Origin of the sequence: Vibrio sp. Vb1127, assembly GCF_033338735.1 — a bacterium.
Lineage (GTDB): Bacteria > Pseudomonadota > Gammaproteobacteria > Enterobacterales > Vibrionaceae > Vibrio > Vibrio alginolyticus.
Window position 1 is genome coordinate 38,358 of record NZ_JAWOTF010000018.1, and the last position, 20,428, is coordinate 58,785.

General features: G+C 44.2%; 21 protein-coding genes. 10 read left to right on the top strand and 11 right to left on the bottom strand.

The annotated features are described in order from the left end of the window. Nucleotides 1-27: 27 nt before the first annotated feature. The 4 genes from R7H07_RS19030 to R7H07_RS19045 all read right to left on the bottom strand — a co-directional run bounded on the left by R7H07_RS19030 (nucleotide 28) and on the right by R7H07_RS19045 (nucleotide 3,229). Complete coding sequence (locus R7H07_RS19030) at nucleotides 28-543, bottom strand: YchJ family protein (protein ID WP_065274373.1); 516 nt, start codon at nucleotides 541-543, stop codon at nucleotides 28-30. A gap of 80 nt (nucleotides 544-623) precedes the next feature. Next, nucleotides 624-1,838, bottom strand: coding sequence for an EAL and HDOD domain-containing protein (locus R7H07_RS19035; RefSeq protein WP_005378158.1), 1,215 nt, complete (start codon nucleotides 1,836-1,838; stop codon nucleotides 624-626). 98 nt (nucleotides 1,839-1,936) lie between these two features. After that, complete coding sequence (gene lpxH / locus R7H07_RS19040) at nucleotides 1,937-2,674, bottom strand: UDP-2,3-diacylglucosamine diphosphatase (RefSeq protein WP_065274374.1); 738 nt, start codon at nucleotides 2,672-2,674, stop codon at nucleotides 1,937-1,939. Between the two features lie 60 nt (nucleotides 2,675-2,734). Beyond that, nucleotides 2,735-3,229 carry a peptidylprolyl isomerase gene (locus R7H07_RS19045; RefSeq protein WP_005378156.1) on the bottom strand — a complete coding sequence of 165 codons (495 nt, stop codon included), beginning with the start codon at nucleotides 3,227-3,229 and terminating at the stop codon, nucleotides 2,735-2,737. 202 nt (nucleotides 3,230-3,431) lie between these two features. Between R7H07_RS19045 and cysS the strand changes: the two genes are divergently transcribed. Together cysS and R7H07_RS19055 are read left to right on the top strand one after the other, a co-directional pair. After that, nucleotides 3,432-4,814, top strand: coding sequence for a cysteine--tRNA ligase (gene cysS / locus R7H07_RS19050; RefSeq protein WP_005378155.1), 1,383 nt, complete (start codon nucleotides 3,432-3,434; stop codon nucleotides 4,812-4,814). A gap of 87 nt (nucleotides 4,815-4,901) precedes the next feature. After that, complete coding sequence (locus R7H07_RS19055) at nucleotides 4,902-5,480, top strand: thymidine kinase (RefSeq protein ID WP_005378154.1); 579 nt, start codon at nucleotides 4,902-4,904, stop codon at nucleotides 5,478-5,480. Nucleotides 5,481-5,540: 60 nt separating this feature from the next. Here the strand turns inward: R7H07_RS19055 and R7H07_RS19060 are convergent, their stop codons facing one another. From R7H07_RS19060 to R7H07_RS19070, 3 genes are read right to left on the bottom strand one after another with little or no spacing between them, the layout of a single operon-like run. Continuing rightward, nucleotides 5,541-6,179 carry a YdcF family protein gene (locus R7H07_RS19060; RefSeq protein ID WP_017821723.1) on the bottom strand — a complete coding sequence of 213 codons (639 nt, stop codon included), beginning with the start codon at nucleotides 6,177-6,179 and terminating at the stop codon, nucleotides 5,541-5,543. Further along, a complete protein-coding gene (locus tag R7H07_RS19065) occupies nucleotides 6,176-7,003 on the bottom strand; it encodes an NAD-dependent epimerase/dehydratase family protein (protein WP_054575137.1) in 828 nt (275 codons plus the stop codon). Before R7H07_RS19065 ends, R7H07_RS19060 begins: the two co-directional genes overlap by 4 nt. A gap of 18 nt (nucleotides 7,004-7,021) precedes the next feature. Beyond that, nucleotides 7,022-7,900 carry a LysR family transcriptional regulator gene (locus R7H07_RS19070; protein WP_005378151.1) on the bottom strand — a complete coding sequence of 293 codons (879 nt, stop codon included), beginning with the start codon at nucleotides 7,898-7,900 and terminating at the stop codon, nucleotides 7,022-7,024. A gap of 89 nt (nucleotides 7,901-7,989) precedes the next feature. On the opposite strand from R7H07_RS19070, the gene R7H07_RS19075 reads away from it, so the two are divergent. Continuing rightward, a complete protein-coding gene (locus R7H07_RS19075; RefSeq protein WP_065274375.1) occupies nucleotides 7,990-8,436 on the top strand; it encodes a PACE efflux transporter in 447 nt (148 codons plus the stop codon). Nucleotides 8,437-8,479: 43 nt separating this feature from the next. Here R7H07_RS19075 and R7H07_RS19080 read toward each other — a convergent pair whose 3' ends face one another. Next, a complete protein-coding gene (locus R7H07_RS19080) occupies nucleotides 8,480-8,713 on the bottom strand; it encodes a TIGR02647 family protein (protein WP_005378148.1) in 234 nt (77 codons plus the stop codon). Between the two features lie 299 nt (nucleotides 8,714-9,012). Here R7H07_RS19080 and focA point away from each other — a divergent pair, with 299 nt between their 5' ends. Beyond that, nucleotides 9,013-9,873 (top strand): formate transporter FocA, encoded by an 861-nt coding sequence (focA, locus tag R7H07_RS19085; RefSeq protein ID WP_005378146.1) that lies wholly within the window; start codon nucleotides 9,013-9,015, stop codon nucleotides 9,871-9,873. Between the two features lie 85 nt (nucleotides 9,874-9,958). Here focA and R7H07_RS19090 read toward each other — a convergent pair whose 3' ends face one another. Together R7H07_RS19090 and R7H07_RS19095 are read right to left on the bottom strand one after the other, a co-directional pair. Next, nucleotides 9,959-10,096 (bottom strand): hypothetical protein, encoded by a 138-nt coding sequence (locus tag R7H07_RS19090; RefSeq protein ID WP_005378145.1) that lies wholly within the window; start codon nucleotides 10,094-10,096, stop codon nucleotides 9,959-9,961. Between the two features lie 354 nt (nucleotides 10,097-10,450). Continuing rightward, complete coding sequence (locus R7H07_RS19095; protein WP_206959104.1) at nucleotides 10,451-11,263, bottom strand: ABC transporter permease; 813 nt, start codon at nucleotides 11,261-11,263, stop codon at nucleotides 10,451-10,453. Between the two features lie 462 nt (nucleotides 11,264-11,725). Between R7H07_RS19095 and torE the strand changes: the two genes are divergently transcribed. The 4 genes from torE to R7H07_RS19115 all read left to right on the top strand — a co-directional run bounded on the left by torE (nucleotide 11,726) and on the right by R7H07_RS19115 (nucleotide 17,567). Continuing rightward, nucleotides 11,726-11,905, top strand: coding sequence for a trimethylamine N-oxide reductase system protein TorE (gene torE / locus R7H07_RS19100; RefSeq protein WP_005378141.1), 180 nt, complete (start codon nucleotides 11,726-11,728; stop codon nucleotides 11,903-11,905). Between the two features lie 50 nt (nucleotides 11,906-11,955). After that, nucleotides 11,956-13,140: a pentaheme c-type cytochrome TorC gene (gene torC, locus R7H07_RS19105; protein WP_005378139.1), complete on the top strand. Its 1,185-nt coding sequence runs from the start codon at nucleotides 11,956-11,958 to the stop codon at nucleotides 13,138-13,140. 26 nt (nucleotides 13,141-13,166) lie between these two features. Next, nucleotides 13,167-15,629 carry a trimethylamine-N-oxide reductase TorA gene (gene torA / locus R7H07_RS19110; RefSeq protein ID WP_005378138.1) on the top strand — a complete coding sequence of 821 codons (2,463 nt, stop codon included), beginning with the start codon at nucleotides 13,167-13,169 and terminating at the stop codon, nucleotides 15,627-15,629. A gap of 198 nt (nucleotides 15,630-15,827) precedes the next feature. Next, complete coding sequence (locus R7H07_RS19115) at nucleotides 15,828-17,567, top strand: glycoside hydrolase family 36 protein (protein WP_206959106.1); 1,740 nt, start codon at nucleotides 15,828-15,830, stop codon at nucleotides 17,565-17,567. 76 nt (nucleotides 17,568-17,643) lie between these two features. Here the strand turns inward: R7H07_RS19115 and R7H07_RS19120 are convergent, their stop codons facing one another. Further along, nucleotides 17,644-18,858: a putative manganese transporter gene (locus tag R7H07_RS19120; RefSeq protein WP_017820871.1), complete on the bottom strand. Its 1,215-nt coding sequence runs from the start codon at nucleotides 18,856-18,858 to the stop codon at nucleotides 17,644-17,646. Nucleotides 18,859-19,044: 186 nt separating this feature from the next. On the opposite strand from R7H07_RS19120, the gene R7H07_RS19125 reads away from it, so the two are divergent. Further along, nucleotides 19,045-19,950, top strand: coding sequence for a manganese-dependent inorganic pyrophosphatase (locus R7H07_RS19125; protein ID WP_054576410.1), 906 nt, complete (start codon nucleotides 19,045-19,047; stop codon nucleotides 19,948-19,950). Between the two features lie 68 nt (nucleotides 19,951-20,018). Next, the gene (locus R7H07_RS19130) at nucleotides 20,019-20,408 is read left to right on the top strand and encodes a DUF2750 domain-containing protein (RefSeq protein WP_005378129.1); all 390 of its coding nucleotides are present in this window, start codon (nucleotides 20,019-20,021) and stop codon (nucleotides 20,406-20,408) included. Nucleotides 20,409-20,428: the final 20 nt, after the last annotated feature.

The window sequence follows — 20,428 nt, forward strand, 5'->3', positions numbered from 1 at the left end:
AACTCAATAAGCTAGGCGTGGATGCCTTTACCCACAACACTTCTTAAACTTCTTACCGCTTCCGCAGATACACGGATCGTTACGACCTAGCTTTAGGCTACTCACTGGCTGGCTCAATCGTGGATCCTGTTCTGGTTCTTCTTCTGGCTCTTCTTCAGGAAATGTGCCGTCAATGTAGTACCAAAGCCCATTTTCTTTTACGAAGCGAGAACGCTCTGTCATACAGTAGCGCTTGCCGTCTTCATCAAAATAAGCGCTAAATTCGACAAAGCCTTCATTGTCATTACTGCCAGCTTCTGTTTTTACAACTTCAAGTTTGCACCAATCGCTGTCGATAGATTGGGCAATGCCTTCACGTTGCTCTTCTGCATTACAGCTTGGGTGGTACGTGTTCACCACGTAATCGACTAGACCTAACACATGCGCACTGTAACGAGAGCGCATTAACTGCTCTGGAGTGGTGACGTCAGCATGGTTGTTGTGGGCCATTTCACAACACTGTTGGTAGGTGCGGTTAGATCCGCAAGGGCAAGAAGAAGCCATAAAATGAAATCTCGATTAATTAAGCGGTAAAAACAAACAACCTCACAATTGCGAGGCTGGGGGTGAGGCATTATAGCGATTTAGGGCGTTTGAGACAGCAGTTCTTGAGCCCATTCCGTCGATTGATTAAAAGCGTCCGCTAATTGAGGTTCGGTTAATTTAAGAACGGTGCAATATCGCTCGGCTAACTCCCAGTCCGCTTGTTCATAGGCGATCGTCATCGAAAGTAAGTGACCAAGTACGCCTTTTCGACTGGTTAATGCGAGTTTTATATCTTCGTCAACGGGGATATCTTCAATGACATCCGAGAGCGGTTGATCGAGCAAAGAGCCGAGTAAAGAAAACATGCCTGTCAAAAAAGCCTGCCCAGGGTCATACCTAGTGTTCATTTGACTAAGTAACAGTTCACACATTCGTGCACGCTGAATCGCTAAAGAGTATAGAGAGTCAGGTTTATCTTCTTGAACGGACGCAATTGCAACTAAGGAAATAAAGCGTCGTAGTCGCTCTTCACCCAGATAAATAAGCGCCTGTCTGAACGATTTGATCTTAGTCGTTAATGTATATCCTGAATTTACGTAAGTAAGCAGCTTGTATGACAGCGTCACATCTATCGAAAACAGACGTTCAACCTCATTGAAGTCGATGGGCTTATCAGCAATCTCTTTACAAAGTTGGATGACGGTAAGAAACGCGGGGTTCAACCGTTTTTTCTGGATCATCTCAGGTTTGCTAAAAAAATACCCTTGAAAATAGTTAAAACCGGCTTCTAGAGCTTGCTCAAACTCTTCATAGGTCTCTACCTTTTCCGCAAGAAAGTCGATTTTAAATGGGCTCAACGCCTGAATAAAAATGGCAGCTTTCTTGATCGGCACAAGTCTAATATCAAACTTGATCATGGAAACGTATGGAAGAAAACGCTTCCAAGCTTTCGTCGGAACAAAATCATCCAGAGCAATTTTGTATCCGCACTCATGAAGGTGCTTGATGGCTTCTAACAGTTCTTCTGTCGGTTCGCAGTCTTCAAGGACTTCAATGACGAGAGATTCTTTAGGGAACAAAGTTGGGACCAAGTTCACCAAGCTTTGATGCGGAAAGTTAACAAAGCCAAGTTTGTTTCCTAATGTGTTGTAATGCGTCGATAAAAAATGATCGGATAGCAGTCGACTAGTAGCCAGCTCTGGTTCTACTTCAGGGAAGGTATTTTTAGGGCCGTCTCGAAAGAGGAGTTCGTAACCTATGGTTCGTTTTTCTCTATCCAGAATCGGTTGGCGAGCTACGTAAGAATACTTCAATTAGGTACTTCGTTCTGTTTAACTTAGTATTATGATAATAGCGATTTTTTACAAAATATCTACGACTTGAGCGTGAATCTTCTACACGCTCTACATGCTTAACGCAAATTCTGTATGAACGGTCTCGTTTGTAGGTCAAAACTATCAGAATTTACTTTTAAAACTGAGCCTTGCGTATACCAATCCCCTAAAACAATTCGGGTCTTTTTAACGCCATCGACGTCAAAAAAATGTGTGTTCGGGCGATGTGTGTGACCATGAATCATTATGTTGACGCAGTTCTGAGACATCACTTTCTCGACCTCATTTTGGTTAACGTCCATGATATCTAATGACTTGCTCATTTTATCATCACGAATATCGGATTGAACTTTTGAGACAATTTTCTTCTTAATGAACCAAGGAATACGGTTAAACAACCATTGTAGCCATGGCTTGTGAACGGTTTTTCTAAACTCTTGGTATTTCACATCGTCAATGCAGAGCGTATCGCCATGTAGGATTACGGCTTTTTGACCATAAAGATCAATCGTGCAGACATCGTCGAGTAATGTCATACCGGTTTCTTTGCAAAAGCGTTTGCCGAGTAAAAAATCTCGATTGCCTTGGATGAAAAAAGTTGGCACACCCGCATCCGTCAGTGCTTTAAATTCTGCACGGATTTGGTCTGCAAAAGGGGTGTTGTCATCGTCACCAATCCAGAACTCAAACAGATCGCCGAGTACATAAAGTGCATCAGCTTTTGTTGCTTCTGTTCGCATGAACGTCACAAAACATTCCGTGATATCAGGACGTGATGGGGTAAGGTGAAGATCGGAAATAAATAATGTCGTCATAGAAATAAGGGGAAGCTATGCCTCCCCATTAACTTATCTTTTAAAAATAATTCCTAAGAATTACTCTTCAATTGTTGTACCAGTGATTACTACGTCTTCTAGAGGTACGTCTTGGTGCATGCCGTAAGAACCAGTGCTAACGCCTTTGATCTTATTTACGATGTCCATGCCTTCGATTACTTCACCGAACACACAGTAACCCCAACCGTCTAGGCTTTCGCTACGGAAGTCTAGGAATGTGTTGTTGTTTACGTTGATGAAGAACTGAGAGCTTGCTGAATGCGGCTCCATAGTACGTGCCATAGCAAGTGTACCCACTTTGTTGCTTAGGCCGTTGTTTGCTTCGTTCTTGATAGGTGCACGAGTCGCTTTTTCACGTAGACCAGACTCCATACCACCACCTTGGATCATGAAGCCGTCAATAACACGGTGGAAAAGCGTGTTGTCGTAGAAACCGTCGCGGCAGTACTGAAGGAAGTTTGCGCTTGTCTCTGGCGCTTTCTCTTCGTTTAGTTGAATCTTGATGTCACCAAAATTAGTGTGAAGGGTGATCATGCTACTTTCCTTTACTGTGTTGTGTTGAGCCCGAGATTCTAGCCTAAGTTCTAGTGCTTTAAAAACTCAGGAAGAGGAAATTCTTCGTTTTGTGCTTGAAGTTTAGCCGATTATCGTTTTATCGGTTAATTGCTATTACCTAACTAGGTTGGAGTTGATATACTCATCTTCTTTTATTCATTCACAATCATAGATAGAGATCATGTTAAAGATATATAACACACTCACAAGACAGAAAGAGGAATTCAAACCAATTACAGCTGGCAAAGTCGGTATGTATGTCTGTGGAGTTACCATCTACGATCTCTGTCACATTGGTCACGGTCGTACTTTCGTCTCTTTTGACGTTGTATCACGTTACCTTCGCTACTTGGGCTATGATCTGACGTTTGTACGTAACATCACAGATATCGACGATAAGATCATCAAACGTGCCGCAGAAAATGGTGAGTCTTGCGATTCATTGACTGAGCGTTTGATTGGTGAAATGCACGCTGATTTTGATGCGCTGAACATGAAACGTCCGGACGTTGAACCTCGTGCGACACAGTTTATTGCTGAAATCATCGAATTGGTTGAGAAGCTAATCGAGCGCGGTTTTGCATACGTTGCAGATAACGGTGACGTAATGTTTGAAGTAGGTAAATTCAACGAATACGGCAAGCTTTCTAAGCAAGACCTTGATCAGCTTCAAGCTGGCGCGCGCGTTGATATCGAAACAGCAAAACGCAGCCCTCTAGACTTTGTACTTTGGAAGATGTCAAAGCCGGGTGAACCAACGTGGGAGTCACCATGGGGTCCTGGTCGTCCAGGTTGGCACATAGAGTGTTCAGCAATGAACTCTTCAATCCTAGGTAACCACTTCGACATTCACGGCGGCGGTTCTGACCTTCAGTTCCCACACCATGAAAATGAAATCGCGCAATCATGCTGTGCACACGATACACAATACGTGAACACATGGATGCACAGCGGCATGGTAATGGTAGACCGTGAGAAGATGTCTAAATCTCTAGGTAACTTCTTTACTATCCGTGACGTTCTTGGTCACTACGATGCTGAAACAGTGCGTTACTTCCTAATGTCTGGTCACTACCGTAGCCAGTTAAACTACAGCGAAGATAACCTAAACCAAGCACGTGCTTCGCTTGAGCGCCTGTACACATCTCTACGTGGTTTAGACCTAAACGCGGCGCCTGCTGGTGGTGAAGAATACGTATCTCGCTTCACTGCAGCGATGAATGATGACTTCAACACACCAGAAGCTTACTCAGTACTGTTCGACATGGCGAGAGAAGTTAACCGCCTGAAGACAGAAAACCTAGAGAAAGCGAGCGAACTCGGTGCGCTAATGCGTGAACTAGCAGATGTGATCGGTATTCTTCACCAAGATCCAGAAGCCTTCCTAAAAGGTGATGCGGGTAACGATGATGAAGTGGCTGAAATCGAAGCTCTGATCAAGCTGCGTAACGACTCTCGTGCTGCGAAAGATTGGGCGAATGCAGATATGGCTCGTGACAAGCTGACCGAAATGGGCATTGTTCTGGAAGATGGTCCAGAAGGCACAACGTGGCGTCGTAAGTAATTGAATTTTCATTTTTAAAGGGCTGATAATTCAGCCCTTTTATTTTCCATTTCCATAAATTAAAACTTTAACTTTAGGTAATGCTCTGTGGCTCAGATGTATTTCTATTACTCAGCAATGAATGCGGGTAAATCAACAACGCTTCTTCAATCCTCTTTCAACTACCAAGAACGCGGCATGACGCCAGTTATTTTTACGGCTGCGCTAGATGATCGTTTTGGTGTCGGTAAAGTGAGCTCTCGTATTGGTCTTCAATCTGACGCACATTTATTTCGTCAGGATACCAATTTGTATCAAGAGATCGCAGCTCTGAATGAGGTTGAAAAACGTCACTGTATTCTTGTTGATGAGTGTCAGTTCTTGTCGAAAGAACAAGTTTATCAACTTACTGAAGTTGTTGATAAGTTGCATATTCCAGTATTGTGTTACGGCCTTCGCACCGATTTTCTAGGCGAACTTTTTGAAGGCAGTAAGTATCTATTATCTTGGGCAGACAAGCTGGTTGAGCTCAAAACAATCTGCCATTGTGGCCGCAAAGCGAATATGGTTATTCGTACCGATGAACACGGCGTGGCAATTAAAGAAGGCGATCAAGTTGCGATCGGCGGTAACGATAAGTATGTCTCCGTATGCCGCCAACATTACAAAGAAGCACTCGGTAAATAAGCCGTATTGATACAGAAAAGCCACCGAACTTGGTGGCTTTTTGTTGTCGGTTAGAAAAAATTAGACTAAGTCAAAACCAAACCGCTCGAGTAAAACCTGGTAAGAAGATTCGACTTGCTGAGGGATGTTCTGCTCGGTTTGAAATCCTTTCTCTGGATAGCTTTTTACGCGAGAGAAATCTTCCATTAGTGCTTCTAGCACCATCATTAATGGCATGTCTTCATTAATGTATTCAAAAAATGGAAGAGCCGCAGAGCTTACTTGGAGCTGAGTGTAGGGTGACTGCCACTGTTTTTCAAATGTCGCGATTGCTCTACGCTCCATAAACGGTTTTTGTACCAGAATAAACGAGGAACATTGTTTTCCTTCCTCTTTTAATCGTTGCTCAGTAAAGCGGACGTTTTCTCCGCTGTTTGTGGATTTAGTCTCGAGCAAAATTGCTTTGCTTGGAACGCCCGACAACTTTGCAATCTCGGCAAAGGTTTCTGCTTCGCTTTTTTCAAACAGTCCATCTGTGAAGCGACCTTCACCCCCTGAAAATACAATCAAAGGTGCCAACTTTTGGTGGTAGAGCTTGGCAGCGTGCTCCGCTACACGCACATCATTACTGCACATCACAAACAAACAGTCCGCAGGCTTCAGTTCATGTTTAAGTTGCATGTAATCCCAAAGCGTTTCTATATGTCTATAGAGTCTCATAGCGCATCCAAAGTTGAATTGAAGTGAAATCGATAACCAAGTGAGAGTAGTTTGTCAGCAAGAATACGCTTGTCAGCTTGCTCTGTGACGGGTGGAAGAGGTATCTCACTTCCGATTTTGTTTATGGCAGCTTGGTAGAACTCAGCCTTGCTGACAGTATGAGGTGTCGTAACGTTAATGACTTGGTTGCTTAAGTTGCCTAAGGCAAATTTCACAGCCGAGACAGCATCATCTTGATGAAGCATATTAGCTGGTGCTTTACGACTAACTTGTTGAAGCCTTGCTGCAAAGCGAGATGGGTGTCTATCTGGCCCGATTAATCCGCTACAACGTAGAATAACAAAGCTAATATTCGAGTCGATAACATGCTGCTCTGCTTGAAGCATAATACGTGCATTGTCAGAGAAATAATGGCTTTCGGCTGCTAAAGAGAGTGACGCGTCAGCTTCTTCCATATCGGAAGCAAGGTTAGGGTAAACCGTGGTAGAGCTGATCATGAGAAGTTTTTCAACGTTGTTTTGCTTAGCTGCGTTGGCAAGTATTTGCCATTGCTGGGCATATTCTTGACCGCGTCCTTTACGAAATCCTGGAGGAAAAGCGCCGATAACGTGCGTAATTTGATGCTGTTTGAGCAGCTCATCTAGCCGTGCTGTGGCGTTCAATTGATTGAAATCGAACAATGCGGAGTGAGTTAATGAGGTGGGTAACTCTTTTAATCGAGTTTGGCTACGACGAGTGACGACAACATAGTGTCCATCTTTCATCAATGTTTCTGCTAGCGGAGTTCCGAGCCAGCCTGCACCTACGATCAATGTATTTGCCATTTGGGTCTTCCTACTTACTTATGTCTGCCCGAATAGGTTGAGCAGTTCTGCTTTAGCTTGTTGATGGAGGGGATCTGAATGCCATTTCTGGTGCTGAATAAGGTCAACATTGACTTGCCAAGCCAGTTTTGTGAAATCATCCCCAACCTTTTTTAATGTATTAGGTGAATACGCGACTAAATGCTGTGGTAGAAAGCACCAACCAAACCCTTTATTCGCCAATTCCAACAAAATATAGTAGTTATCAGCGTACCAGATATCTGGGCTAAATGCTTGATTGAGACCACATGGCTCTGCACTTTTGGATCGTATGACCAATTGACGATGTTGTTTTAGTTGATCAATGTGAGTGATTTGCTGCTTTGCTAAAGGATGTGTTGAAGAGACATAGACATCAAATGCAATATTGCCAAGATTGGTGAAATCGATGTGCCTTGGCATTTGTAAATCACTCAAAATAATCCCAGTCGTGGCGCGTTCCGACTTAACCAATTCAATGATATCAGGGCTTGATGCCGTTAAGCATTCAACTTGTAAGTGTGGAAAGCGTTGCTCTAACTTCTTTAGCACATCCGGCAAGCGAGTCAGAGGAATCCCTTCATCAATAGCTAAGACTAATTTGTTCGTTGGCGTGGAAAAGAGCTGCGATGCCCTATTGTTTAGGCGGTCGAGTTGGCTGATTGTTGCTTGTGCATAAGGTACGAGCGCGAGGCCATTCTCAGTTAATTTAGGGTACCTGCCTGATCGATCAAAAAGCTCAACGCCACAGTCGATCTCCATATTCATGATGTGCTGGCTCACTACAGATTGAGCTCGCCCCAGTTTTCTAGCTGCTCCTGAAAATGATCCTGCTTCTGATGTAGCAATAAAAGCTTGCAGTTGTTCGATGGTAAACATATCGCTTAAACCGATGGTATCTAACTTTTGGTTATCTAAATAATAGATAAAATTCTAAGCATTGAGTAGAACTATTTGGACAGAGAAATATGACTCGTAACGAACGAATTTTTCATGCAGTACTTTTTGAGTTAATCGCACTCGCGATTGTTGTACCAGCGGCTTCATTGATCACTGGAAAGGGCTCTAGTGATCTCGCGTTGGTTGGGGTCGGGTTGAGCATGTATACCGTGATATGGAACTACATCTACAACTTGTACTTTGATAAGTGGTTTGGTGACAATCGAGCTGAGCGAAGTTTAGCTATGCGGCTTGGACACACTGTTGGTTTCGAGGGAGGATTGATCTTTATCTCTCTACCTGTGATTGCCTGGTTCTTAGAAATTACGCTTCTTCAAGCTCTGATGCTGGAAGCCGGCTTCCTCGTTTTCTTCCTATTTTATGCTACTGGTTTTAACTGGTTGTATGACAAGGTTCAACCATTTAGCAAAATGAAAAAGCGATTATTGCCGCAGGCATCGACAGGAAAAATATAGGACTAAAAAACGCCACCGAGTTCGGTGGCGTTTTTTGTTCAAATTACACAGACAAAACTCTTAAAATCTTATCTGCATGTTCTGCAACTTCAATGCCTTCGTCTGTTAGATAACCACCGTCAGGCTGTGTACAAAGTTGCTTCTCATATAGACGAGCAACGGCTGCCTGCATTTCTTCTGACGCGTCTGTATGAACTTTAATACCAGTTGCAGCACTACTTAGGTCGAACTGAAGAAGTAGATTCAATTCGGCGATATGTTCAGCTGAATATTTCATAAATGATTCCTTTGCGCTTTTTTTACCAAGCTAGTCTGAAAAGTAGCGTTGGGCAACATTCAACGACAAGAAGTGTTAAGTATGGCGCTATCAGGCTGATATAACGCAGGATCTTTGTTCGAAAGGCCGAATACTTGTTAAGTATCAATGATACTTACGGTAGCGAATGATAGGCGCTATTTATTGCTTGATCTCCCAATAACAACGATTTTAGTAAACACGCCAAATAGCACTTGAAAAAATAGGGAAATAGAGCGATTATCCGCGCCTCTTTAAATGTTTCTAAATGTTACACCAGAATGAACTTTAATCAGTTTGACTCACTATTACCGCCACAAGCTGCGGAACGCGCGGCTGAAGTGGGGGTAGGCAAAGCAACGAAAGCTCCAATCAAATCTTTTCTGCTCGCCATTTCTGCGGGGCTTCATATTGGTATTGCTTTCATCTTCTATACCACAGTAACGACAGGCGCAGGCGAGCTGCCTTGGGGCATTACACGACTCATTGGTGGTCTGGCATTTAGCCTTGGTTTGATTTTGGTGGTGGTTACTGGCGGCGAGCTTTTCACTAGCTCTGTGCTAACACTAGTTGCGCGTGCGAGTGGAAAAATCTCTTGGCAAGCACTTATCAAAAACTGGTTGGTGGTTTACTTTGGCAATATGGTTGGGGCCATTTTGCTCGTGGCCTGTATGCTAGTTACCAAGCAATATATGTTTGATCATGGCCAAGTTGGTCTTAACGCGATGGCGATCTCCCAACACAAATTACATCATGGTTTCTTTGCTGCTGTTGCGCTTGGCATTATGTGTAACGTATTAGTTTGTATTGCAGTTTGGATGACGTTTAGTGGGCGAACATTGACAGATAAAATAGCGGTCATGATTTTGCCTGTGGCTATGTTCGTGTCGGCAGGTTTTGAGCACTGTATTGCGAACATGTTCCAAGTACCTATGGCGATTGGTATTAAGTACTTTGCGCCAGAAGCGTTTTGGCAAATGACAGGGGCAGATATTGCAAACTACGCGGACTTAAACATGATGGGGTTCATCGTAAACAACCTAATTCCTGTTACGATAGGAAACATTATTGGTGGTGGCGTATTTGTTGGCATGTGGTATTGGATGATTTATCTACGCGATGAAGATAACCATTTGCGATAAGTTTAGAAGATCACAAGAAAGGCGAACCAGATGGTTCGCCTTTCTTTTTATTTGTCTCTGCAAATGTCAAATAAGTCGAGTCATGCTAAATCAACTCTTCGTTGATGCCAAAATCGGTTGGGAGCCAATGAGAAGTTACTTCCTTTGGTTCTTGAACGAGCCAATCCAGAGGTGCATCGGACAGGAGTTCATCGTAATTTTCTTTGATCATTAAGACATCCATGTACGTCTCTCCAAGTTTGTGGTCACTGCCTTTACTATAAAATTAGAACATGTCAGTCACGTGATCAATGCATGACGATTCGATTGATCACTTATGTTGCTATGTTTCTGGTTGCGTATGGGTTTTGGGGGCTTATCCACATTTTCTGTGGATAACCTGTATCAAAGGTCGTGCGTATCTAAACTTGCAAAGAAAATTTCATAAAATTAGAGGCTTATATCAAAAAGAATTCTACCTGACTTTTCATCTGAAAGCGTCTTGATGAGTGCTCGAAGAATAGTTGAGTTATTCAGTTATAAGTACGTTCGACTTGGCACCATAAGTTGTTTAACGGGCTTTACCCACAAGCGCCAACTAACCGTGAGTTTTGGTCGATTCGGGTTGCTCGATTTTTATCTTGATTCGGCCTTCTTTGGTTTGTACCCAGCGCAATGTCATTTCTAACGTTATGGTTACGGAGGCACTCAACATGACGAAAATAGCCAGCATAATTACTAACTGGTATTTAATCGCAACCATCGGGCTCGCGCCACCTAGAATTTGACCGGTCATCATACCCGGTAAGGTAACCAGTCCTGTAGTGGCCATAGAAGCTAAAGTCGGGGCAAGGGACTTTCTAAGAGCCTCTTGAATGAAGGGGAAGGATGCGTAGCGAGGAGAGGCTCCAAGTGAGATTGCAGCCTCATATTCTGCTTGTCTCTGCTCAAAAGCCGTAAACAAATTCTGAAGAGCGATGATATTACTACTCAAGCTGTTACCCAATAACATACCAGCAAGTGGGATCATGTACTGCGCATTGTAAATAGGGGATGGTTGCACTAGGCCTGCTGTAATTGCTATCAGAAGTGGTATTAGACCACAGGTAAGGCCCGTTAGTAGCGGAAGCATAAGTGGCTTTTTAGGTAAGTGAGCTTTTCCCGCAATTGAGCTGGCAGCAATCAGTAGCATGATGGCAAGCCAAAGTATATTGACAAGTAAGCTGTTTAATTGAAAAAGATATTCTAAATACACGCCAATCAATATGAGCTGAAGTGTCATTCGGATAACACTGATTATGGTGTCTTTTGCTATCCCTAATTTGTAGCGGGCATTGATAAAGAAGGGGACCAATAAAATCAAACCAAACAGTGCCAGTTTGACCCAGCTTATATCCACCACGTTATCCATAATCGCTCCTTGAAAATACGCGAATAATTGTATCTAAGCCTCCCCTTTATATGAACCACTATGTGCACTTTTTGCTGTTCTTAAAGTAAACCTTGAGTGCTATTTTAGACATTAATACGCAGCATTCTGTTTACAAGTGGATATCTTTTTCGGAGTTTTTAAGTCGATTTATGGCATGGTAATTACGATTTAAATGTGATCGATGTTTCTTAAATGTTGGTTATTTAACAACTCCTTAAAAGACTTATTTTGTCACATCTGTTCATGTTTTTTAATAAATAACATCAATCCATCATATCTCTGGATGAGCTCAAAAAAGTGTTGAATTACAAGGTCTGAGGTCGCTTATTTGATTGAACCCTACTATTAGTATGGTCTAACATTTTCCATTAGAGATTGTAAAAAACTTAAGCTTGGTTACGCGGGCTTTTCAATAACACTAGATACAAAATAGGCAAATGTATGAGTGATGTTAATAAAATTGAGAGTGGTGAAAAACGCTCCCTGGAGTGGAAGTCGTTCCTCTTCATTGCAGTTGTTCTCTTCCCAATTCTGAGTGTGGCCTTTGTTGGCGGCTACGGGTTCATCGTTTGGATGTTGCAAGTCTTCTTCTTTGGACCTCCAGGCGCGCACGGCATGTAAGCCAGTGAGCTCATAACCACACTTTTGAAAAGATTTTAAGAGAGCAAATAATGAAATCATTAATCATTAAACTGTGGCGTACCATGACGCGCCCAGCTGTACATATCAGCCTAGGTGTGCTGACTATGGGCGGCTTTATTGCTGGTGTTATCTTTTGGGGTGGCTTTAACACCGCTCTAGAAGCAACCAACACAGAAGAATTCTGTATTAGTTGTCACACAATGCGTGACAACGTGTACGTTGAGCTACAAGAAACGGTGCACTGGAAAAACCACTCTGGTGTTCGTGCTACCTGTCCTGATTGTCACGTTCCACATAACTGGACAGATAAGATCGCTCGTAAGATGCAAGCTTCTAAAGAAGTATTTGCACAAGTATTTGGCAACTACGACGAACCGGGTGTGTTCGAAGAGCGTCGTATCGAACTTGCTAAACACGAATGGGATCGTTTCTCGGCAAACAAATCTCTGGAGTGTAAAAACTGTCACAACTACGAATCGATGGATTTCGAGCAAATGTCTCCTACGGCTCGTATCCAAATGAAGCAAGCCGCTGAGAAAGATCAAAGCTGTGTTGACTGTCACAAGGGTATTGCGCACAACCTACCAGCAGGCATGGACAGCATTGGCGGTATCGTGGGTGATCTAGAGGGTATGACTTCTAACACGGATTACGGCGTTGGTCAGCAACTCGTGAGCGTTCGTCACCTACCAATTTACTTTGATGCGCAAGGCAGTAAAGAAGCTGGTCTTCTTAATCCTGCATCGACCGTTAAAGTTCTTGAAGACAAAGGCGAGTTTGTTGAGATCGAAATTGACGGTTGGCGCAAAGCAAAAGGTTTTGGTCGTGTAATTCAAGAAGACTTCGGTAAGAACATTGCGACTGCGTCTCTGATGAAAGAAGCAGCAACAGACAGCAACATTGTGACGACTGGTGAGAAAAAAGTGGATGAGCTAACAGGCCTTCCTTGGGAAAAAGTAGCGGCGAAAGTATGGATTAAGAAAGAGTCTATGCTGAACGACATCAATCCTGTTTGGGAAAAATCTCGTGAAGCCTACAAGACCAATTGTTCTGTATGTCACACTCAACCTGCGGAAGCGCACTTCGACGCGAACACCTGGCCAGGTATGTTCGACGGTATGTTGGCGTTCGTTAACCTAGATACAGACAGTGAAGCACTGATCTTGAAGTATCTACAGAAACACTCTTCAGATTATGCTGAAGGTCACCACTAATAAGCGTCGGATTGGAGTAATTTTAAATGGCTATTACACGAAGAAGTTTTCTTAAAGGTGTAGCAACCACAAGTGCAGCGTCAGTAATTGGTCCTAGCTTATTGGCGTCCGCCTCTGCAAATGCCGTTGAGACGACAGGTACTTGGAAAGTAACCGGTTCTCACTGGGGCGCGTTCCGCGCCCACATCTACGCGGGTAAAGTTCAAGAGATCAAGCCGCTAGAGCTAGACAAAAACCCAACAGAAATGTTGAACGGCATTAAGGGTATTATCTACAGCCCTTCACGTGTTCGTTACCCAATGGTTCGTCTAGATTGGTTGAAGAAACACAAATACAGCGCAGATACTCGCGGTAACAACCGTTTCATCCGAGTAACTTGGGATGAAGCGCTAGATTTGTTTTATCGCGAACTAGAACGTATTCAAAAAGACTACGGCCCATGGGCGCTGCATGCAGGTCAAACAGGTTGGAACCAAACGGGTTCATTCAACAACTGTACTGCGCACATGCAACGTGCAGTAGGTATGCATGGCAACTTCATCACTAAAGTAGGTGACTACTCGACGGGTGCAGGTCAAACCATTATGCCGTACGTGCTAGGTTCAACCGAAGTGTACGCACAAGGTACGTCTTGGTCTGAGATCCTAGAAAACTCTGACAACATCGTTCTTTGGGCTAACGACCCAGTGAAAAACCTTCAAGTAGGTTGGAACTGTGAAACGCATGAGTCGTTTAAGTACCTTGCACAACTAAAAGAAAAAGTGGCGAAAGGTGAGATCAACGTTCTATCTGTAGACCCAGTGAAGAACAAAACTCAGCGCTACTTAGAGAACGATCACTTGTACATCAACCCGCTGACAGACGTAGCGTTCATGCTCGCTGTGGCACACGTGTTGTACAACGAAAACCTGTACGATAAGAAATTCATTGATACTTACTGTCTAGGCTTTGAAGAGTTCATTCAATACGTTCAAGGTAAGACAAAAGACAAAGTAGAGAAGACGCCTGAATGGGCAGCAGCGATTTGTGGCGTGAAAGCGGACAAGATCCGTGAATTCGCACGCATGCTAGTCAGCGGTCGTACACAGATCCTGATGGGTTGGTGTATCCAGCGTCAAGAGCACGGTGAGCAGCCATACTGGGCAGCGGCTGTGGTTGCTGCAATGGTTGGTCAAATCGGTCTACCTGGCGGTGGTATCTCTTACGGTCACCATTACTCAAGTATCGGTGTGCCTTCTACTGGTTTCGCGGGCCCTGGTGGTTTCCCTCGTAACCTTGACCAAGGTATGAAACCGAAGTGGGACAACAACGACTTTAACGGTTACAGTCGTACTATCCCTGTTGCACGTTGGATCGACTGTCTGCTAGAGCCTGGCAAAGAGATCAACTACAACGGCGGTAAAGTGAAACTGCCAGACTTCAAGATGATGGTTATCTCGGGTTGTAACCCATGGCACCACCATCAAGATCGTAACCGCATGAAGAAAGCGTTCCGCAAGCTTCAAACGGTTGTAACGATCGAGTTTGCTTGGACTGCGACATGTCGTTTCTCAGATATCGTTCTACCGGCGTGTACGCAATGGGAACGTAACGACATCGACGTATACGGTTCATACTCGAACAAAGGTCTGATTGCGATGCATCGCCTAGTTGATCCATTGTTCCAATCTAAGCCTGATTTCCAAATCATGAGTGAACTAACTCAGCGTTTTGGTCGCCGCGAAGAATACACTCGTGGTATGAGCGAGATGGAATGGATCGAAAGCCTTTACAACGATTGTAAAAAAGCGAACGAAGGTAAGTTTGAAATGCCAGAATTCAACGAGTTCTGGGAGAAGAGCGTACTAGACTTCGGTGAAGGTAAACCTTGGGTTCGTCATGCGGACTTCCGTAAAGACCCTGAGCTGAATCCACTAGGTACGCCGTCTGGCTTCATCGAGATCACGTCTCGTAAGATCGGCCGTTACGGTTACGAACACTGTCAAGAGCACCCAATGTGGTTCGAAAAATCAGAGCGTTCACACGGTGGTCCTGGTTCAGATAAATACCCATTCTGGTTGCAGTCTTGCCACCCTGATAAGCGTCTGCACTCTCAGATGTGTGAGTCTGAAGAGTTCCGCGCGACTTACGCGGTACAAGGTCGTGAGCCGGTTTACATCAACCCAGCGGATGCCAAAGCAAAAGGTATCAAAGATGGCGATTTGGTACGTGTATTCAACGGTCGTGGTCAGCTGTTAGCTGGCGCTGTTTTGACTGACAGCTACCCACGTGGCGTTATTCGTATCGAAGAAGGTGCATGGTACGGTCCTCTAAACGAGAAAGAGGGCGCAATCTGTACCTACGGTGATCCTAACACGCTAACGCAAGACATCGGTTCTTCTGAGCTTGCACAGGCGACTTCTGCGAACACATGTATCGTAGACTTCGAGAAGTTCACAGGTAAAGTGCCGCCAGTCACTTCATTTGGTGGTCCGATCGAAGTTGCTTAATTAGTGCAGTTTGCATAAATCGAAATACCAGCCTCAGGGCTGGTATTTTTTTATCAAAATTTCAGTGAGCGTTGTCTCAATAGTAACTTCATAACGTTAAACGAGACTGGTATTCGTGATGATGGTAACGAATTGGGTGAGACAAGCAGGAGATAATGCGCCAAGCTAAACAATAATAATTAAGTGAGTAGACTCTTTATGGCTCAGAGCATTCAATTGGCAAATCACACTGAGATCACTGTGAATAACAATGACTTCCAAGTTGAAGTCGAGGGTAATCAATTACATTTTTCTTTTGCTGGTCTCCACAATAAAACCTTTACCGACCGTGAAGTGTTGCTCGAAATGCCGTTTTTGTACGAGCACGAGGCCAACGTAATTGGGGATGGTTTTCAAATGTTGGCGCAAACGGCGGGAACGATCAATCACCCCGTTGATATTGGTCGCTGCCCAGACAATAATCCTTCTTATCGAATCTACCCTAAAGATGCCCCTAAGCGTTATTACAACTATTTAGTGGTGGAAGGCTCGGCTGGCTACACATTGTATGGCTTCACATCATGTCATCGCTTTGCAGGCTATTTTGATGTTGTGCTGCGTGATGGGCATTGGGTTTTATCAGCCGCAATTGATGGTGAGTTGACTCAAGTGGCGGATTGGGAAAGTAATCAACTTGAGTCCGTGGCGGTACTCTGCGGTCAATCACTGTCCGAGCTTTATCAAACCTATGGCGAGATGATTGCAGAGCATCATCCTGTTCGCCAAGGTGTGACACAAGATGCGCCTGTTGGTTGGTGTTCGTGGTACGCGTACTACGCAGACGTGACAGAGCAAAACATCATGCAGAACGTTGATTGCATGCAAGATAAGCTCGAAGACCTAGAGTGGGTACTTCTGGATGATGGCTATCAAGCCTTTATGGGCGATTGGTTAACCCCATCAGATAAGTTTTCTGGTGGCGTAAAAGAGCTCATTCATAACATCCGTGCAAAAGGAAAAAAGCCGGCAATTTGGATGGCGCCTTTCATTGCACAGCCTGAGTCGGAGATCTTCAAACAGCATCCAGAGTGGTTTGTTCGCCACAAGGATGGTGGCTTACTTAAAGCAGAAGATGTCACATACGGTGGTTGGCGATGCACGCCTTGGTACATACTCGATACCTCAAACCCAGAAGTACAAGACCATCTGACGAATGTAGTCTCTGTCATGAGACAAGAGTGGGGCGTTGAGTTGTTCAAGCTAGACGCGAACTATTGGGGCACCTTAAAAGGTGTTCGCAAACAATCTGGTATTACAGGCGTTGAGGCGTATCGCTTAGGAATGGAAGCGATTGCTAAAGGCGCTGGTGATGCGTGGCTTTTAGGTTGCAACGCGCCAATGTGGCCATCTCTGGGACTTGTGGATGCAATGCGTGTTTCTGACGATGTAGAGCGTCATAGTCGTCGATTCGAACAGATAGCCAAAGAAACCTTTTACCGTAGTTGGCAGCACCGAAAACTGTGGCAAATTGACCCGGATTGCGCGACATTCACTTCATTAGCTAATCAAGCCGCATCCAGAGAAGAGTATGAATTTCATCGCACGGTGTTATTAGCTAGTGGTGGTTTGCTGCTGTCTGGTGACCCGCTCCCTGAGATTACACCGTTTGCTAAGAAGACACTGTCTAAGCTCATGTTACGTCAACAACGTAACCAACAATCTGCAAAGTTTACCGCTTTGAGTTTAAATCACGCGTTTTTAAAACTAACGACGAAGAATGACCTCCATTGTTTGTTTAATTATGCGAGTTACGGAGCGATGGAATTTACGCTGACGTCTGATCAACCGGTGGACTGGTATGATTACTGGACAGGGGAAAAGCTAAACCAAGAACCTTGCCAGTTGTTAATGGTGAGCGTGGATAAAGGGCTCAATGCGAAAGCGATCGTTACAGCATAGCGTGAAGTAAATCGCCCAATACCGAGATCAAGAAAGGAGCCTACTGCGGCTCCTTTCTCGTTTGATGCTCTGAGCGTTAGAACTCGAATAAAAAGTAATACCCGTATCCAACAATAAACGCAGGAATGGACGAGTAAATAGTCGCGACCAAAGCAGCTTTCGGTGCCATTGCAATAGCGGGGAATAGGGCGTCACCATCGTTAGAAATCGCATTGGCCAGTTGCGCAGAAAGTGGCGCTGCACCAGAAATGTATAGGCTAGTGACTAAAATTTGCGGTCCACAACCAGGCAACATACCAATGGCTAGGCCAGCTAATGGCATCCAAATTCCCCAATGAGAAAAGGTTTCTACAAGGTCGAGTCCAGAAAAATAGGTCGTCAGTTCAAACGCCAGAAACGCCACGATCACCCAAGCACTGACGAAATTCGTATCTTGTGCTGCTTTTTGAATCGGGTGTGAGTCCACGATTTTTTCATCTTCAGAGACCGTTGACTGATAATCGCCGAGCTCTTTTGTCATAGCCCACAACGACATTGTGATCACCGCGAAGATAGCGCCCAGCCATTCAATGGTATTGGCCTGCAAAGACAACAGCTGATTAATATCGATTTGGAAAGACATTAACACAGCAACGACACTAGCAGGCACAATAAGCCATTTCCAAAATGCGCCTTGTAGATTGATTGCACGTTGTTCAAGGGGTGTGTGTCGGTCTGTCTGGTGTTGGCAACAAGCATGTGTCTGAGGTGCTTCTTTTGGTTCTGGTCGCAGAAAGTTATCAGCATGAAAAGCATTAACGACTAACCCTGAAAGAGTACCCACGATAATGCCTAATCCAACCACGCCTAATCCAACACTTGGTTTGGCGGCCAGAAGTAAAAAGGCAGCGTCACCCATTGTTGAAGTAAGTACCGCGACAATCGCACCAAATCCTACTCGGCCACTAATAAATTGCGTTGTCACAACAATAGCGCCACCACAGCCAGGCAAAGCACCCAACAAAGAAGCAAAGAAAACCTGATGATTACGCGAGCGATGATATAGCTCGGTAATTCGATTGGTTTTCGACATAAAGTTTGAAAGATAATGATAAATAGCCAATGTGGCAGCAACATAGCATGACACCGCCCAGAATGAGTCGGATAGCGTCTGTACGGCTACGTCACGTGTATTTTCATTGCCTAGCAAAATGAGCATGACGATAGGGATCAGCAATCGCTTATAAGCTAAACGAAACTGAGTAGGCTGAAACAACTGTTGTGCAGAGTGTAATAATTGGGTCGCGTTCATCGTTTACTCAAATGCAAATAGGAATAATTATCATTATATGTAAATGAGATTTATTCGCAATAGCATTGTGAACTTTTCTTCGTGTCAAACTCTCTGAAATCAGGTAAAGTATCGGCCTTTGTGAGCAAACACGCCCTAATTAACTGTATTAGGCGGCGTATAAAATTGACTTGAATAGGAAGAAACATGATTCTAGTTGTAGGTCATAAGAACCCAGACAGTGACAGTATTTGTAGTGCACTCGTTGCAACTGAACTTCTAAAAGCGCGTGGCGTTGAAGCTATGCCAATTCGCCAAGGCGAAATCAACCGTGAAACTCAGCACATCCTAGAAGTTGCTGGCGCTGAAGTTCCTGAGCTTCGCACATCAGTTGCGGGTGAGACCGTTTGGCTAGTAGATTACTCAGATCTAGCACAAGCACCAGACGATATCGCAGAAGCTGAAATTGCGGGTATTGTTGACCACCACCGTCTAGGTGACGTGATGACAGTAAACCCAATGGAAGCATGGATCTGGCCTGTTGGTTGTACCAACACTGTTCTATTCAACATTTTCAAGATTGAAGGTCACGCGATTACTCCACAAATTGCTAAGCTAATGATGTCAGCAATTCTATCTGACACAGTAGGTTTTGCTTCTCCAACTTGTACACAAAAAGACAAAGATGCCGTTGCTGAACTAGCGGCAATCGCAGACGTACAAGATGTTGACGCGTTCACTAAAGATCTTCTAATTGCTAAAACAAACATCGAAGGTCTATCAGCGGCTGAGCTTGTTGAGAAAGACCTTAAAGGTTACCCATTCAACGGTCGTGACGTAGTGGTTGGTCAGGTTGAACTTGCAACTCTTGAGCAAGTTGACGGTATGATCGAAGCACTAGAAGCAGACCTAGAATCTCGTTGTGAGAAAGATAACCTAGCGTTCGCTGCCGTAATGCTAACAGACATCACGACTGCTCAAACTCGTCTTCTATACAAAGGTGAGTGGGCTGAGAAGCTTGTTAAGCACGAAAAAGACGGCATGCTAATGATGGAAAACACGCTAAGCCGTAAGAAGCAAGGTTGGCCTTGGCTTCAAACTGAGCTAGCTTAATTTTCTAGCATATACTTTAAATGCCCGCCTAGCTGCGGGCATTTTTCTATGGGAAATAGGAGACGAATATGTCTGAGCAACTGACCCAAGAGCAGATGGATACCATTAATCGCTACAACGAAGAGCAACGTTTAAAGTACTGCGTAAAAGAGATTGTGGCGAATCGTAAGGTTTGGATTCTGAAAGACGAACATGGCTGTGTCATGTTAAATACAGAAGATGATGATTGTGTACCAGTATGGCCAAACGAAGAGTTCGCTTTGCAATGGGCGAATGGTGATTGGGAAGATTGCGAGCCTGAGGCGATCTCTTTAAACAAGTGGCACAGCCGTTGGACCTCTGGTCTAGAGGATGACGAGCTATCGATTGTTGTATTCCCAAATCAAAATGAAGAAGGGGTCGTATTGTTTCCTGACGAGTTTGATTTTGAACTGCGCAAACAAGCGAGCCGCCGTTAGTTTTTTGATTAGTACCCATG

What these genes read in the sequence shown, in the direction of transcription:
- R7H07_RS19030 (WP_065274373.1), bottom strand. Translation starts at nt 543, where the DNA reads ATGGCTTCTTCTTGCCCTTGCGGATCTAACCGCACCTACCAACAGTGT.
- lpxH (WP_065274374.1), bottom strand. Translation starts at nt 2,674, where the DNA reads ATGACGACATTATTTATTTCCGATCTTCACCTTACCCCATCACGTCCT.
- R7H07_RS19045 (WP_005378156.1), bottom strand. Translation starts at nt 3,229, where the DNA reads ATGATCACCCTTCACACTAATTTTGGTGACATCAAGATTCAACTAAAC.
- cysS (WP_005378155.1), top strand. Translation starts at nt 3,432, where the DNA reads ATGTTAAAGATATATAACACACTCACAAGACAGAAAGAGGAATTCAAA.
- R7H07_RS19060 (WP_017821723.1), bottom strand. Translation starts at nt 6,179, where the DNA reads ATGAGACTCTATAGACATATAGAAACGCTTTGGGATTACATGCAACTT.
- R7H07_RS19065 (WP_054575137.1), bottom strand. Translation starts at nt 7,003, where the DNA reads ATGGCAAATACATTGATCGTAGGTGCAGGCTGGCTCGGAACTCCGCTA.
- R7H07_RS19070 (WP_005378151.1), bottom strand. Translation starts at nt 7,900, where the DNA reads ATGTTTACCATCGAACAACTGCAAGCTTTTATTGCTACATCAGAAGCA.
- R7H07_RS19075 (WP_065274375.1), top strand. Translation starts at nt 7,990, where the DNA reads ATGACTCGTAACGAACGAATTTTTCATGCAGTACTTTTTGAGTTAATC.
- R7H07_RS19080 (WP_005378148.1), bottom strand. Translation starts at nt 8,713, where the DNA reads ATGAAATATTCAGCTGAACATATCGCCGAATTGAATCTACTTCTTCAG.
- focA (WP_005378146.1), top strand. Translation starts at nt 9,013, where the DNA reads ATGAACTTTAATCAGTTTGACTCACTATTACCGCCACAAGCTGCGGAA.
- R7H07_RS19090 (WP_005378145.1), bottom strand. Translation starts at nt 10,096, where the DNA reads ATGGATGTCTTAATGATCAAAGAAAATTACGATGAACTCCTGTCCGAT.
- R7H07_RS19095 (WP_206959104.1), bottom strand. Translation starts at nt 11,263, where the DNA reads ATGGATAACGTGGTGGATATAAGCTGGGTCAAACTGGCACTGTTTGGT.
- torE (WP_005378141.1), top strand. Translation starts at nt 11,726, where the DNA reads ATGAGTGATGTTAATAAAATTGAGAGTGGTGAAAAACGCTCCCTGGAG.
- torC (WP_005378139.1), top strand. Translation starts at nt 11,956, where the DNA reads ATGAAATCATTAATCATTAAACTGTGGCGTACCATGACGCGCCCAGCT.
- torA (WP_005378138.1), top strand. Translation starts at nt 13,167, where the DNA reads ATGGCTATTACACGAAGAAGTTTTCTTAAAGGTGTAGCAACCACAAGT.
- R7H07_RS19115 (WP_206959106.1), top strand. Translation starts at nt 15,828, where the DNA reads ATGGCTCAGAGCATTCAATTGGCAAATCACACTGAGATCACTGTGAAT.
- R7H07_RS19120 (WP_017820871.1), bottom strand. Translation starts at nt 18,858, where the DNA reads ATGAACGCGACCCAATTATTACACTCTGCACAACAGTTGTTTCAGCCT.
- R7H07_RS19125 (WP_054576410.1), top strand. Translation starts at nt 19,045, where the DNA reads ATGATTCTAGTTGTAGGTCATAAGAACCCAGACAGTGACAGTATTTGT.
- R7H07_RS19130 (WP_005378129.1), top strand. Translation starts at nt 20,019, where the DNA reads ATGTCTGAGCAACTGACCCAAGAGCAGATGGATACCATTAATCGCTAC.